This is a genomic window from Bradyrhizobium sp. Gha (assembly GCF_900113735.1).
GTDB lineage: Bacteria > Pseudomonadota > Alphaproteobacteria > Rhizobiales > Xanthobacteraceae > Bradyrhizobium.
On record NZ_FOQM01000035.1, the window covers coordinates 68,179 to 81,315 of the forward strand.

The window sequence follows — 13,137 nt, forward strand, 5'->3', positions numbered from 1 at the left end:
TCTCATGCCGCGCTCGGCTGTGTTTGCATCCCAGCCAATGGGGCGGGTTGAGTGACCGGGTTTTGTTCCTCCTTGATTCCCGCGTCCACGAAGAGGTTCGGCACCCTTTCTGCTCTATCCAGAACCCAGGCGGCTGCCGTCATGATGGCCATTCCGCCGATGCTGAGCAGAATTTGCTCAATGACTTGGTGCTTCCATTGAACGAGTATCCAATGCACGCCAAAGGACAGGAATACGCCGAGGCAGAACAGCGGCAGCGAATGCTGACCGCAGAGCACGAGAGGCCGGAGCCACTTCGACTTGAGCCCGGCCCAGTCTCGGTTGAGATAGCGTGATACGATGACGGCAAGCGCGAGGAAATGCGTGAACCGCAGCATATCGAGATCGGTCTTGTCGATCGGATAGATCAGCTTGATCATCCACTTCGGGATCAGCGACTCCAGGAACGCGCTGTGCCAGGTCATCACGATGACCAGGGCAAAGAGAATCCAGGCGATCGCGACTGCGAACACGATGCGCGAGCGCAGGAGTTTGCTGATCTGGGCGACAGCACCGCAGCCGCACCACGCACCGAAAAAGAACATCAACTGCCAGGCAAACGGGTTGAAATACCAGGTTGCCCCTTTCGGATAGGACGGCAAGTTCCAGTCGAAGTAGCGTGCCAGCAGGTACAGCACGATCGAACCGGCCAGGGTCAGGTTCGGGCGGCGCGCGAGGCACCAGATCACGAACGGCGCAACCGCAACCAGCGAGATGTAGAGCGGCAGAACGTCGAGATCGACCGGCTTGTATTGCAGCGTGAGCGCCTTGCCGATCAATTCGTCAGGATGTGCGAGGAAGTTGGCGACGTTGAACTCGTCCTTGTACATCGGATTGTCCCATTTCCGCGCGGCGCGAGCGATCTGCGCCGTGAAGGCGAGGAACAGCAGGATGTGGGCGACATACATTTGCCAGGCCCGCAGCCACAGGCGCTTCAAGGCTGCAAGGAACTGGCCTGAGGCGACGATGGGAACGTAGATGAACCCAAGAAGGTAGCCGGAAATGAAAACGAAGAACTCGGCCGCGTCGCTGAACCCGTAATTGCGCAGCGTAAGCCAGGCCACGACGTCATCCGGAATGTGATCTAGAAAGATCATCCAGAGACCGAGTCCGCGCAAAAGGTCGAGCCTCAAATCCCGCTCGACCACAAACCGATCCGTGCTCTCTTTTCCCATGTCCGTCGGTCCATTCATTGGGGTGGATATTCATCAAGCACTTTGCGTGATTAGCTCTGACGTATTCGTCTTGGCGCGCTCGCGCCCGGACATTGCCCATTTGTACCAGCTGAACACCAAGGCGACGCCGTACAGCATCAAGATACCGGCGGCGCCGACCAAAACGTGCAGCAAGACGCCGGCACTAAGCTCCATCAGCAGTGCGTATCCGGCGAATGACAGGGCAACTCCAAGTGCAAAGATCTGCAGTGAATACTGCCCGCAAAGGATTAGAGGCCGCGCCCAGGCTGATCGCAGTCCCGCCCAGTCACCCGGTACGAAGCGCAGCACGACGACTGCCAGCGCGAGGAAATGCGCAAATCTCAGGACGTCAAAATCGGTCTTGTTGATGGGATAGATCAGCCGCGCCAGCCAGCCGGGGATCAGCGTCTCCAAGGACGGAAAATACCATGTCAAGGTGACGAAAAATGCGGCGCAGAGATAGGCGACGGCCATCCAGAAGACTGCTCGAGAGTTGAGGATCGGGGACAATCGTATTCCACCTCCAAGCGCACACCAGGCGCCGAAGACGAACAGCAACTGCCATGCGTAGGGATTGAACGACCAGAAACCGTCCGGATAGGTCGACAGATGCAGATCGTATCGGAGCGTCAGGATGTAGAGCGCGACAGAGCAGGCGAGCGGCAGATCCCTGTGCAAACGTGCGACGAGCAGGACCAAGGGCAGAAACGCCATCAGCACCACATAGAGCGGCAGGACATCCATGTTCAGCGGGCGGAAACGCAGGAAGAGCGCCTGGATTATTTCGGACCCAGGTTGCCTAAAGAAATCTCCGACCTCCATCTCCTGGATGTAGAACGCCGGCTTCTCGGAGACGCTCGTAACAAAGGCGATTTCCGCCATCAGGACCAGGAAGAGCAGGAGATGCGCGGTGTAGATTTGCCAGACCCGCCGCAACACACGTGCTGTCCCTATCACGAAGCCGACCTCGAAGGTCGCGCGACCATAGACCAGAGCTGCGGTGAAGCCGGAGATGAAGATGAACACTTCGGCGGCGTCGCTGAACCCGTAGTTGCGAATCGTCGCCCACGTGAGGAGGTCGGGTGAAACGTGATCGATATAGATCAGCCAGAGCGCCAGGCCGCGGAACAGGTCCAGCCGCAGTTCTCGCTGGCCTTTTGCGAGCGCGAGCATCGGTGTCGGGACAGACGGCGACACAGGGGTCGCAGCGAGATGCCCGGTAGGTTTCAGGTATCCTCCGGCGAACCAGGCAGCGAGCCAGACCAGCCGGCGGTATTGGGGGCGGCCTTTCGTCCCAGCCTCGGGACTACCGAAAGTCGGCAAATGCTTCATTGCTTGCCCACCTGTTCCGACCGAAAGCTTAGCTTGCCCTGTGGAACAAGAATATCGAAAAAGCGAAGCCATCATTCGCTCGACGCTACTCGTCTGACGTTTGGACGAGCCGGCCGGCCAAATGGTCGATGGAGAAACGCCCCGGGCCCCAGCACATAACACTGAGGGCCATAGCCGCCCACGTGAGGTGAATTGGCCAGCCGTCCGGCACCGTAAGCTCGACGATCACGGTCATGAACAACAAGCCAAGGCCAGCGAAACGGGTGCCCAGACCCAGGATCAGCAAGACGGGAAAGCCGACCTCGCCCAGCCCGGACAGGAAGGCCATCGTGGTCGGGACCGGGAAATGATATGGCCCGCCTGGAAGATGTAGCATGAATTCGTCGCTGAATAATGCGACGGCGGTGCCGCTCAGTTTGAAGAAGCCATTCCATTTAAGGATACCGGAGCGCCAGAACGGCACCGCCAGTGCCACACGCACAACGAGCTGCACCAGAGATGGCGTCGCGATCGTCCGGATGAGATGATTGGCCTTATCGGCGAGCAGGGCGAAGGAGGGCAGATTGCCCGCGGGCGCGATGCGTTGTTCCGTGATCATCTTGCGTCTCCAGACGTCAGCGAGGTGAAGGCGCCCGCCTCGAACAGGCCGGCGATGTTGGTGGCGAGGTCGAAGTCTTGCGAAGCTTCGATGGCCGCGGCGGCGGCCTCGGCGAGCATGCATCCTGATATCAGGCAGGTCAGGAAGACTGCCCCGCCGGGCGGCAACTGCCGCACGACGACGTCGAACTCCGGCCGCGTGATCAGCGCGTCCTCGGGCGTCGATGCGTCGATGCGGTCGGAGGACCCGCCGGTGCGGTTGGCGGCAAAAATGCTCACCGCCGCGAAGGGCGATCGTACGACGCGCGTCGCCGGATGCACGGTGAAGACAAGGCTGGCCAGACGATCCGGTTCTATCGCTGCGAGCTCGGTTGCCGAGAGGGGCGCAGCGTCGGCGGCGTGATAAGCGTCGAGCCAGGCCCGCTCGATCCGGGCGACATCGGGGAGCCATGGCAGGGGTTGCGCATGTTCGTAGCGCGCGATGAAGGCCGGAAAGTCGCGGCCGTAGTCGAACAGCAGCGGCGAGGCCGGCGTCGTTTCGCGGATATGGAAGCGCGCCATGGCGCGGAAGAAGTCCGGCCCGGTGAGGCGCTGCACCGCCGGATAGATCGCCGCGAGCGCCTCGATCAGGCTGACCGTGACGTTGTTGCGGTAGACGTTGTAGCGTTTCATCGCCGATTTGCCGTTCGGGCCGGTCACGACGGCAGGGACGTCGGCGCCGGGATCGAGCAGTGGCGGCACGAAAGCAGCCGCGTAACAGGCGTGGGCGTCAGGCTGCATGGCGGTCCTCCATTGAGTGACAGCGGTCGAGGATCGCCTGCGCGGCGGCGGCTTCCGCCTTCAGCACCGGCCAACCCGGGATGTTGCTGTCCCACTCGATCAGCGTGGGAACGGGGCCGCAGCGTGCGATGACGATCTCGAACAGCTTCCACACGGGGTCCGCCACCGGACCATCATGGCTGTCGATCAACAGCAGCTCGCCCTCGTCGTCGCTCTGCTCGGCATGTCCCGCCAGATGGACCTCGCCGACGCGCGCCAAGGGGAAATCGGCGAGATATTGCAGTGCAGAGAAGCCGTGATTGGTCGCGGACACGACGACGTTGCTGACGTCGAGCAACAGACCGCAGCCGGTACGCTCGGCAACAGCCCGGATGAAATCGGTCTCGCTCATGGTGGAGCTGCGGAAGGCCACATAGGTTGACGGATTTTCCAGCAGCAACGGCCGCCGGATCGCCTCCTGCACCTCATCGATATGGTCGCAAACGCGATCGAGCGTCGCTTTTGTGTAGGGTAGCGGCAGAAGATCATTGAAGAAGCTGGTTTCGTGGGTCGACCATGCGAGATGTTCGGAGACCAGCGCCGGCTGATAGCGGGCGACCAAGCCGCGGAAGCGGGCCAGATGTGACCGGTTCAATGGGCTCGGGCCGCCGATCGACATGCAGACCCCGTGTAGCGAGAACGGATAATCGCGGCGCAGCCGCTCCAACATCCGATGCGGCGGTCCGCCTGCGCCCATGTAACTCTCGGCATGGACTTCGAAGAAGCCGCGCTGCGGGCCCTCGTCGAGGATCGCCGCGAGGTGCTCGGGCTTGAAGCTCGTCCCGGCGACGCCGCCGGGGGCATACGAAAAGCGGAGGGGGATAGCCTTGGAGGCCTCGGGCCTGATCGTTGCGTCCATCTCGCTCCTCCGCTTTGTGTGCTTGCGTTCGCTGCGCCGTCAGACCGGCTTGAGCGAACCGTGCTTTCCGCCGGGCAACTCGATGTTGGCGCAGGTGCCACCCTGGACGAACTTCCATGCGTTGCCCTGGAAGTCGACGGTCGAGGTCCCCTGGCAGGTCGTGCCGGGTCCGGCGGCGCAATCGTTCTGGCCCTTCAGCGCGACGCCAAAGCATTTCTCTTTCTTGGCGGCGATGGCCGCATCGGCCTCGGCTTTGGTCAGGGGACCGGCCACGGCAAGCGTTGCCAGCGCGGTGGACACGGCGCCGGCGAGGACGAGCGAACTGATAGCAGTCTTGGCAGACATTGAATTTTCTCCTGTTGGTTCGGGCGATGCCCGCTTCGTCTCGTTCGCCCGCCGCGGCCGGCCGTTACCGGCTGAGCCGCTCACGAGTTGGTGAGACCGTGGGGTGACACGCACGAGGTGGTGCGCTTGGGGCCCGATTAGCGGCGCGACGGGGCCATTGTGCCAATGCCTTGTCCCTATGGAGTCGTTAGCCGGCGGGCATTGGCCTGAGGGCTCGACCTTTGCGAGACGTAACGAACGGCTGCGCACCTGCGTAAGAAGGTACCAGTCAGCCTCGTCAACCCTGGAGCCGTCATGACCGCCAACTCCGGACGCGTTGCATCAGGCTCGGCGCTGCAGCGGCTGACGGTCAGCATCCGCCTCGTCGTCTCGGCGCTGGTCCTGACCGCGATCCTCTTGACGGCCGCGTTATCCAGCCTGTTGTGGTGGCGCACGGCGGAAGCGACCAGCCGGCAATTGGCGGCGACCATCAACGAGCAGATCGTGGCCGCCGTACGCAAGGAGGTGGGGGCGATCGTCGACGAAGCGCGCGCGGCGCACACGGCCATCCGTACGCTTTTCCTGCAGAACGTGCTCGACACCCGCGAGGCTGACAAGCGCGAATTCGTCTTCCTGTCGCAGCTGCAATCGCAGGCCACGATATCCTGGGTCGCATTCGGCTGGCCCGACGGTGCGTTCTTCGCCGCCCACAAGCTCGGCGACGGCCGGCTGGAGATGATGGAGATCTCGCTCACCGATCATGCCGGGCAGCGGCGGGTCGACGAATATGACATGGTGCCCGGCGACATCGAATTCGCCAACCGTCGCTTCGAGCCGACCGATTTCCGCGTCGCCGACCGCACCTGGTTCAAGGCCGGCATCAAGGCCGAGGAGCCTAGCTGGTTCAAGGTGACCGACCATCCGATCGGAGAACGCCCGTCGATCGCCTTCGCTGGTCCAATCGACGTCTATCAGGAGCGCCAAGGCGTCCTCGCCATTATCATCGAATATACGCGCCTCGCACGCTTCCTCGCCCAGCTCGAGGTGGGCCGCACCGGGACGGCCTTCATTTTCGACGGCAGCGGCGAGCTCGTGGCCGCGCCCGACAAGGACGCCGACGAGCTGCATCCGGCGCGCGGCGGACAGCCATTGCTGCCGCTGGCGCGGATGGCGTTAGCGAGCGCAGGGACTGATAAGGATGCCTGGCGCAGCCGTGTCACCTCCGACGGCGCGGCCTATGAGGTCGCGCTAAGCCCGCTGCCGTTTCCCGGCTGGCGGCTCGCAACCGTGATTCCCGAAGTCGAGTTTCTCGGCCCCGTCGAGACCACGTTGCGGCGCCTCATCGCCGGCCTCGCCGCCGGCGCACTGCTTGCGGCACTGGCCTCGGCCTTGCTGGCGCGCACGGCGATCGCAGCACCGCTGTCCCGCGTCGTCGGCGAGATCCGCCATGTCGAGACCTTTGCGCTGGAGCTGGTGCGCCGCCATCCCTCGCGCCTAAAGGAGATCGCGAGCCTGTCGGGCGCGATTGCCGAGATGGCCGCCGGCCTCTCGGCCTTTCGCAAATTCATACCGGCCGACCTCGTCCGTGCGCTGCTGCGCCAGGGTATCGAGGCGAAGCCCGGCGGCGCCGTTCAGGAGCTGACCGTGATGTTCATTGACATCGCGGGCTTCACCGGCCTCTCCGAACGCATGGGTGATCGCGTCGTACCCCTCCTGTCGCGCTATCTCAACGTTGCATCGGAAATCATCGTTGCCAACGGCGGGACGATCGACAAGTTCATCGGCGACGCGGTGATGGCGTTCTGGGGCGCGCCACAGTCGCAAGGAGATCATGCCCTGTTATGTTGCCGCGCGGCGCTCGCTTGCCGCAAGGCTATCGAGGACGCAGGTCTTTCCGACGATCTCGGTCGGCCCCTTCAGATCAGGATCGGCATCAATTCCGGGCACATGCTGGTGGGCAATATCGGCTCGGAACTGCGCTTGAACTACACCGTGATCGGCGACGCGGTGAACGTTGCGAGCCGATTGGAAAGTGCCAATAAGCAGTACGGCACCCATATCCTGATCGGCGAGACGACAGCTGCTCTTGTAAGCCGCTCAATGGTCACGCGCGAGGTGGACAGGATCGCCGTTTACGGCCGTGAAGGCGGTCTGTCAGTTCACGAGCTGATTGGTGCGCAGGATCAGCTCAGGGAACATGCTGCGTGCCCCTGGATCGCTGCATACGAGGACGCGCTAAGGAAATACCGGGAGCGAGACTTCTCGGGCGCACTTCGGCGGTTCGAAGCCATTCTGCGGGAACGTCCGGACGATGGCCCTTCGCGGGTGATGCGAAATCGATGCGTCGAGTTCTCCCGAACAGGATGCGCCGACGTTTGGCAACCGGTATCGGCGCTAACGAGAAAGTAGACCATAGTTCGGGTGAGCGCTCGCAGTCCGCTAGGCTTCAGACCGCGCGGCTGTGAGTGGCCTGGGAGCGTGCAAGGTACGCGTCGAAAGCAGACGCGACACTCCGAACCAGGAACTCTGCGCCCTCGCTGACGGATATCCTGTCGCCGATCATCGTCACCACCCCATCGGCGAGGAGACTGTCGATCCTCGATCGATCAACGATCGCCGATCGTGGATCCCGACCGTGGCGATGGGACACCTTGGGTAGATCCACGGCCATGTCGCACATGACGCGCTCGATGATGTCGGCGCGGAAGCGGTCATCCTCCGTGAAGGCGTAGCCCTTCGTGGTTGCGAGACGGTGTTCGGCAATATGCGCGAGATAGTCTCTGGTTGCGACGACGTTCTGCACGAACCCCTGCGGCATGCGGCCGATCGAACTTGCCCCCAGGCCGATGAGGGTTTCGGCGGTGTCGTCCGTGTAACCCTGGAAGTTCCTGCGCAGCCTGCCCTCCCGCTTCGCCAGGGCGAGCTTGTCGTCGGGCAAAGCGAAGTGATCGAAGCCGATGCGGACGTAGCCGGCATCGACCAGCGCCTCGGCGATCGTCACCGACTGCAGATGGCGCTCGATGCTGTCGGGAAGAGCGCTTTCCTCGATCTTGCGCTGATGCTTCTTGAAGGACGGGACATGGGCATAGCCGAACACGGAGAAGCGGTCCGGACGCAGTTTGATGCACTTGGCCACGGTATCCAGGCAGGAGTCGACCGTTTGCAGCGGCAGGCCGTATAGCAAGTCGAAATTGAGCTTGCCGACGCCGGATCGCCGGAGTCGCTCGACGCACTGGGCAGTCTGCTCGAAGCTCTGTAGGCGATTGATGCCGCGCTGGACCTTAGGATCGAAGCTCTGCACGCCCAGGCTCGCGCGGTTGACGCCGCTAAAGCCCAAGGCGTCCGTCATCGGCTCGGTCAGGGTCCGCGGATCGATCTCTACGGCAATCTCGGCGTCCGGCAGCACGACGTACGAATGGCGCAGAGTGCCGAGCAGGTCGGCGAAGGTCTCCGGCGTCATGATCGTGGGCGTGCCGCCGCCGAAGTGGATGTGCGAGATCGGGAGTCGGTGGCCGATCGTCTCGGCCACCATGTTCGCTTCGGTGCGCAGGCCCGAGGCGTAGACCGCGATCGGATCGCCTTTCTTGGTGACCGAGGTGTGGCAGCCGCAGTACCAGCACATGGACCGACAGAAGGGGACGTGCATGTAGATCGACGCGGGCTGTCGGGCGGGCAGCGACTTGAGCCATTTCCGATAGTCGGCTTCACCGATCGCCGCGGAAAAGTGCGGGGCGGTCGGGTAGCTGGTGTACCGGGGTAGCCTGTCCTGCCCGTACGATTGCGCCAAGTCCGATCTCATCTCAAGTCTCTCCTTCGTGTTGCGGCTCGTATACCGGCGCCGGGAAGGGACGACATTGCTCTGGCGCAATCCGATCGGGAATCTTCAAGTCCGCCGCAGCAGCCCGGTCAGCCGCAACGACGCGCCGGGATGTCCCGCGACCTCGTTCCTGAGAGAAGCGGCGCAGGCGGCCGCGCGCACCGTTCAAGGGGGTCGTTTCCGTCGACGTGGCGATGACCTTCGAGCCGGCCTGGACCCCCGACCTCATCGAGCCGGCGGTCCGGGCCTCGCTCGGCCTCGCCGCGGTGAACTGACGGCGCGCTATGACGATCACAATCCAGATCGATCCAGCCAAGACGCGCGGCAATCCTGATCGAATGAAAAACGTCTTATTTGATCCGCGTCAATGAAGAGACCTGAAAACCAGCCATGATCTTGGTTCGGAGAAGACAAGGACAGATCAATGCTGGAAGAAGTTGTCGAGTTCGCAGGTGAGGCGTTGCCTGGTGGGAATGCCATGCCGCCATGCTCCGAGACCCAATTCCTGGTCGAGCTCGGTGAGCGCGTGCGCAGCTCGCGCATGCGTTGCTGCATGTCGCGCCGGGAGCTTGCCCGCAGGTCCGGCATTTCGGAGCGCTACATTGCCCAGATCGAGGGCGGCAAGGGCAACGTCTCGATCGTCCTCTTGCTCAGACTTGCGTCGGCGATTCACCGCGGCGAGCGAGAGGCGGCCTGACATCTGCTTGATGTCCGGAAATCGGTGCCGAGAGGCTGCAAATCTCCGGGCAACGTGCCACTGCGCAAAGGAGGCCTACGCTGGATAGTTAGCCACCTGCCGGCAGGCCACTTGCAACCTCCTCGCGTACGAGGTCGCCGGCCGGCGCTTCCAGTTCGTGCCCGAGTTTCTCGCGAGCGGCCTCTTCGATCCGGGCGGCGAACCCGGGCTCTCGGTCCATAATACCGTGCAAATCAGCCGCGTCCAGGATGAGTAGGCGAGTAGGTTGGGTCGTAATGACCGTTGCTGAACGGTGAGCGCGGCGCAGTACGGCGATTTCGCCGAAGAAGTGGCCGGCACCCAGGCGCACGGGGTTGTGCCGCAGTTTGATCTCAACCTCGCCATCGGCGATCAAGTACATGGAATGTGCCGGCTCACCCCGCCGCGTTACGACGGACCCTGCAGCTAGCTTCTGAGCTCTCAGCATCTTCATGATCTCCCCGATCTGCACTGCGCTCAATTCACTGAACAACGGAATTTTGGCAACCAGACTCCAGGTAATGATGAAATCGCGTCGATGCACCTCGTTGGCAAAGGCAGTGGCAACGATGCCTACAGGCAATGCGACCATGAGCAAGCCAGCGAAGATCGTGCAGCCCGCAATGAGACGTCCGATCGCCGTAATGGGAACAACGTCGCCATACCCGACTGTGCCAAGCGTCACGATTGCCCACCAAAGTGCGTCCGGTATCGTTCCGAACTTGTCGGGCTGGACCGTGCTCTCGGCAAGATGCATCAGCCCCGCTGCGATCAGCGCGGCGCCAAGAAGGATCACGAAGCATCCCGTGAGAGCGCGCCGTTCAACATAGAGCGCCTCCAATAGCGAATTGATGGCAGGTGAATAGCGCGTCAATTTCAGGAAGCGCACCAAGCGCAACACGAGCAACGTCTTGAGTTCCGGAGCGGCAAAATGAGTCAGCAAAAGCGGCAATATGGCAGCAAGGTCGATAATCCCGGCCAGGCTTCCCATGAAACGAAGCCGCGACCCGAGCGCGCCAAAGCGCCGCCAAGGTGCGTGCTCCGCCGCGGTCCAGACACGCGCCAGATACTCCGCACAAAAGATGACGGCCACAGAAACTTCGATGGATTGAAAGCCGGACGCATATCGACGTCCGAGCTCGGGAACGGATTCGCTGATGGTAGCCAGAAGGCTGACGACGATCGCGGATATCAGGCCGGTATTCACGGCCAAGCTCGCAGAGCCGCGAAGCGAGCCCTGCTCCAAAATGAAGTAGATCTTGCGACGTAGTGTCATAAGCCGATCCCCGAACGCTACTTGGCATCGCGCGGAGAAGTTTCGGACCGAATGCGACGGTTCTTCCCGAAACGGATCGTCATGAAACTTTCCGCCAGTCCTTTCCAAGGCGTCCGGACGATCACCTGCAAGTCACACCATCAGATGTCCAAATCGCGCAGGTGCTGGCGCTTGCGAAGCACGATCTGGCGGGCACCGGCAAATTCGAGGACGCCCTCATCGTTCAATTGCGAGAGGGCTCGTGAAACCGTTTCCAGCGTGAGGCCGAGATAGTCGCCGATATCGCGACGGCACATGGGAAGCGCCATGATGCCGGTGATTGCAAGTCGCCGATCCATTTCGAGGAGGAACGTAGCGACGCGCTCCATGGCGTTCTTGCGCCCGAGAAGCAGCATGTGCTCTTCCGCGTGCCTGAGATCCATTGCGGTCATGGACCAGAGCTTATGAGCGACTTGAACGTTGGTGGCTGCGGCTTGGTCGAGGCTGCGACGCTTGACCAGGCGCACCGTGGTGTCGATGATGGCTTCGGCCGCCAGGCGGTGGGTGGCGCCGGATTCCAGTCCGAATACATCGTCGGGAAGGTGGAAGGCGCCGATCTGGCGGCGTCCGTCGGAGAGAAGCTTGTAGGTGCGGACCGCGCCCGAGACGACCTGGTAGACATACTCGGCCGGCTCGTCCTCACCATAGATCTCCTCGTCCTTGCGGTAGGAGAACTCGGTAGCCACGAGGCCGACATGGCCAGTGATTGCGCCGAACTGGTCCGAGACGGGATGGGCCGGGGCAATCTTGCCGCGAACTTGCGTGTTAATCGCCTGGGTGTTGAGGGTCTGGGTCAGCATCTGCGCCATCTCCGTTGTGATGACGCTTCATACGCCGTGTCGGGTGCTTCGAAAATTTCGCGAGATATCTTAAGGGGGGTCCCTTACGTAGAATCCCGTAGGTCAATTGCCGCGCCGGTTCTGGATGACCTGACGAATGCGCTTGACCAGATTTTCATCGAGAAGCGGTTTCAAGATCACGTCCTTGACGCCGGCGGCGGCAGCCCGGGCGGAGATGTTTCCGTCCGGATGGCCGGTGATCAGGATTACCGGCGTGTCGCTGCAGGACTTGCGCAGCCGGCCCGCGAGCTCGATGCCATTGATATCGGGCATCTTGTAGTCGATCACGTAGCAGTCCGCGCCGGGCCGGCTCGTCGCATTGAGCAGCGCCGTGGCGTTGCGGAAGGTCCGCACGGCAAAGCCGTCGGTCTCCAGCAGGAATCGCAGCGATCCCAGCACGGCGTCATCATCGTCGACCACGTAGATGATGGGCTGTTCGGATGATGCCATTGGCCGCCGCTGATGGTACGAACCGATCTCGATCATCCTCGTTGGGTACCACGGCCGAAGAACGGCGTATTGACTTGCCTCAATCGGGACTGTCTCAATCCTTCAGCATGCCGGCGCGCATCGCCAGCCGCACCAGTTCGGACAGGCTTCCCGCCTGCATCTTGGTCATGACATTGGCCCGGTACACCTCGATCGTGCGCGGGCTGATGTCATAGTCGCGGGCGATCAGCTTGTTGGAGAGCCCTGCGACCAATCCCTCCATGACCTGTCGCTCCCGCGGGCTCAAGGAGGCGACGCGGGCGGTGATATCCTGGACGACGGCCTCGCTTCTGGCCGCCGACTCCGTCTGGCGGATGGCGCTCTCGATCATGGCGGTGAGGCGATCGTCCTCGAACGGCTTTTCCAGAAAGTCGACAGCGCCAAGCTTCATCGCCTCGACCGCCAGCGGCACGTCGCCATGACCGGTCATGATCAGAATCGGAAACGACCAGCGCTGCGCCTTCATTCGCTTCAACAGCTCGATTCCGTCGAGACCAGGCATCCTGATGTCGGAGACGACGCAGCCGAAGGCGAGGCCGGGCAGGGTATCGAGGAAGCTTTGCGCGTTGTCGAACAGCGTGACGTCGAAGCCAACGGACTCCAGCAGGAAATTGAGCGAGTCCCGCATCGCCTCGTCGTCGTCGATGACGTAAACATGTCCCTTGGTCGTCATTGCTCAGGCCTCATCGGCTGCCGGCAGGGTGAAGCGGAATGTCGCGCCGCCCGATGCGTTGTTCTCGGCGACCATGCGACCGCCGTGAGCCTCGATGATCGAGCGGCTGATCGACAGTCCCAC

At 62.3% G+C, this 13,137-nt stretch carries 14 protein-coding genes; 2 read left to right on the forward strand and 12 right to left on the reverse strand.

Annotation, left to right across the window (positions count from 1 at the left end):
- Nucleotides 1-2 precede the first annotated feature (2 nt).
- From BM222_RS31275 to BM222_RS31300, 6 genes are read right to left on the reverse strand one after another with little or no spacing between them, the layout of a single operon-like run.
- Nucleotides 3-1,214, reverse strand: coding sequence for an OpgC domain-containing protein (locus tag BM222_RS31275; protein ID WP_092237005.1), 1,212 nt, complete (start codon nucleotides 1,212-1,214; stop codon nucleotides 3-5).
- Nucleotides 1,215-1,247: 33 nt separating this feature from the next.
- Complete coding sequence (locus BM222_RS31280) at nucleotides 1,248-2,642, reverse strand: OpgC domain-containing protein (protein WP_502690960.1); 1,395 nt, start codon at nucleotides 2,640-2,642, stop codon at nucleotides 1,248-1,250.
- 10 nt (nucleotides 2,643-2,652) lie between these two features.
- Nucleotides 2,653-3,165 (reverse strand): DoxX family protein, encoded by a 513-nt coding sequence (locus BM222_RS31285; protein WP_092237013.1) that lies wholly within the window; start codon nucleotides 3,163-3,165, stop codon nucleotides 2,653-2,655.
- Nucleotides 3,162-3,944: an HvfC/BufC N-terminal domain-containing protein gene (locus BM222_RS31290; protein ID WP_092237016.1), complete on the reverse strand. Its 783-nt coding sequence runs from the start codon at nucleotides 3,942-3,944 to the stop codon at nucleotides 3,162-3,164. Before BM222_RS31290 ends, BM222_RS31285 begins: the two co-directional genes overlap by 4 nt.
- Nucleotides 3,934-4,842: an MNIO family bufferin maturase gene (gene bufB / locus BM222_RS31295; RefSeq protein WP_092237019.1), complete on the reverse strand. Its 909-nt coding sequence runs from the start codon at nucleotides 4,840-4,842 to the stop codon at nucleotides 3,934-3,936. The genes BM222_RS31290 and bufB overlap by 11 nt, the downstream gene beginning before the upstream one ends.
- Before the next feature lie 39 nt (nucleotides 4,843-4,881).
- Nucleotides 4,882-5,187, reverse strand: coding sequence for a BufA1 family periplasmic bufferin-type metallophore (locus BM222_RS31300; RefSeq protein WP_092237022.1), 306 nt, complete (start codon nucleotides 5,185-5,187; stop codon nucleotides 4,882-4,884).
- 294 nt (nucleotides 5,188-5,481) lie between these two features.
- Between BM222_RS31300 and BM222_RS31305 the strand changes: the two genes are divergently transcribed.
- Nucleotides 5,482-7,575 carry an adenylate/guanylate cyclase domain-containing protein gene (locus BM222_RS31305; RefSeq protein WP_092237026.1) on the forward strand — a complete coding sequence of 698 codons (2,094 nt, stop codon included), beginning with the start codon at nucleotides 5,482-5,484 and terminating at the stop codon, nucleotides 7,573-7,575.
- 37 nt (nucleotides 7,576-7,612) lie between these two features.
- On the opposite strand, the gene hemN is transcribed toward BM222_RS31305, so the two are convergent.
- Nucleotides 7,613-8,965 (reverse strand): oxygen-independent coproporphyrinogen III oxidase, encoded by a 1,353-nt coding sequence (gene hemN / locus BM222_RS31310; RefSeq protein ID WP_092237029.1) that lies wholly within the window; start codon nucleotides 8,963-8,965, stop codon nucleotides 7,613-7,615.
- 442 nt (nucleotides 8,966-9,407) lie between these two features.
- On the opposite strand from hemN, the gene BM222_RS31315 reads away from it, so the two are divergent.
- Complete coding sequence (locus tag BM222_RS31315) at nucleotides 9,408-9,680, forward strand: helix-turn-helix domain-containing protein (RefSeq protein ID WP_092237032.1); 273 nt, start codon at nucleotides 9,408-9,410, stop codon at nucleotides 9,678-9,680.
- Between the two features lie 88 nt (nucleotides 9,681-9,768).
- On the opposite strand, the gene BM222_RS31320 is transcribed toward BM222_RS31315, so the two are convergent.
- The 5 genes from BM222_RS31320 to BM222_RS43130 all read right to left on the reverse strand — a co-directional run.
- On the reverse strand, nucleotides 9,769-10,974 hold the full coding sequence (locus BM222_RS31320; RefSeq protein ID WP_092237035.1) for a cyclic nucleotide-gated ion channel: 1,206 nt from the start codon (nucleotides 10,972-10,974) through the stop codon (nucleotides 9,769-9,771).
- Between the two features lie 140 nt (nucleotides 10,975-11,114).
- Nucleotides 11,115-11,813, reverse strand: coding sequence for a helix-turn-helix domain-containing protein (locus BM222_RS31325; protein WP_177243576.1), 699 nt, complete (start codon nucleotides 11,811-11,813; stop codon nucleotides 11,115-11,117).
- Between the two features lie 102 nt (nucleotides 11,814-11,915).
- Entirely contained in the window at nucleotides 11,916-12,338 is a 423-nt protein-coding gene (locus BM222_RS31330) for a response regulator (RefSeq protein ID WP_092237042.1), read from the reverse strand.
- 58 nt (nucleotides 12,339-12,396) lie between these two features.
- The gene (gene fixJ, locus BM222_RS31335) at nucleotides 12,397-13,014 is read right to left on the reverse strand and encodes a response regulator FixJ (RefSeq protein ID WP_092237045.1); all 618 of its coding nucleotides are present in this window, start codon (nucleotides 13,012-13,014) and stop codon (nucleotides 12,397-12,399) included.
- 3 nt (nucleotides 13,015-13,017) lie between these two features.
- The coding region (locus tag BM222_RS43130; protein ID WP_349509890.1) for an ATP-binding protein at nucleotides 13,018-13,137 on the reverse strand (120 nt) is incomplete at its 5' end.

What these genes read in the sequence shown, in the direction of transcription:
- BM222_RS31275 (WP_092237005.1), bottom strand. Translation starts at nt 1,214, where the DNA reads ATGGGAAAAGAGAGCACGGATCGGTTTGTGGTCGAGCGGGATTTGAGG.
- BM222_RS31280 (WP_502690960.1), bottom strand. Translation starts at nt 2,642, where the DNA reads ATGATGGCTTCGCTTTTTCGATATTCTTGTTCCACAGGGCAAGCTAAG.
- BM222_RS31285 (WP_092237013.1), bottom strand. Translation starts at nt 3,165, where the DNA reads ATGATCACGGAACAACGCATCGCGCCCGCGGGCAATCTGCCCTCCTTC.
- BM222_RS31290 (WP_092237016.1), bottom strand. Translation starts at nt 3,944, where the DNA reads ATGCAGCCTGACGCCCACGCCTGTTACGCGGCTGCTTTCGTGCCGCCA.
- bufB (WP_092237019.1), bottom strand. Translation starts at nt 4,842, where the DNA reads ATGGACGCAACGATCAGGCCCGAGGCCTCCAAGGCTATCCCCCTCCGC.
- BM222_RS31300 (WP_092237022.1), bottom strand. Translation starts at nt 5,187, where the DNA reads ATGTCTGCCAAGACTGCTATCAGTTCGCTCGTCCTCGCCGGCGCCGTG.
- BM222_RS31305 (WP_092237026.1), top strand. Translation starts at nt 5,482, where the DNA reads ATGACCGCCAACTCCGGACGCGTTGCATCAGGCTCGGCGCTGCAGCGG.
- hemN (WP_092237029.1), bottom strand. Translation starts at nt 8,965, where the DNA reads ATGAGATCGGACTTGGCGCAATCGTACGGGCAGGACAGGCTACCCCGG.
- BM222_RS31315 (WP_092237032.1), top strand. Translation starts at nt 9,408, where the DNA reads ATGCTGGAAGAAGTTGTCGAGTTCGCAGGTGAGGCGTTGCCTGGTGGG.
- BM222_RS31320 (WP_092237035.1), bottom strand. Translation starts at nt 10,974, where the DNA reads ATGACACTACGTCGCAAGATCTACTTCATTTTGGAGCAGGGCTCGCTT.
- BM222_RS31325 (WP_177243576.1), bottom strand. Translation starts at nt 11,813, where the DNA reads ATGCTGACCCAGACCCTCAACACCCAGGCGATTAACACGCAAGTTCGC.
- BM222_RS31330 (WP_092237042.1), bottom strand. Translation starts at nt 12,338, where the DNA reads ATGATCGAGATCGGTTCGTACCATCAGCGGCGGCCAATGGCATCATCC.
- fixJ (WP_092237045.1), bottom strand. Translation starts at nt 13,014, where the DNA reads ATGACGACCAAGGGACATGTTTACGTCATCGACGACGACGAGGCGATG.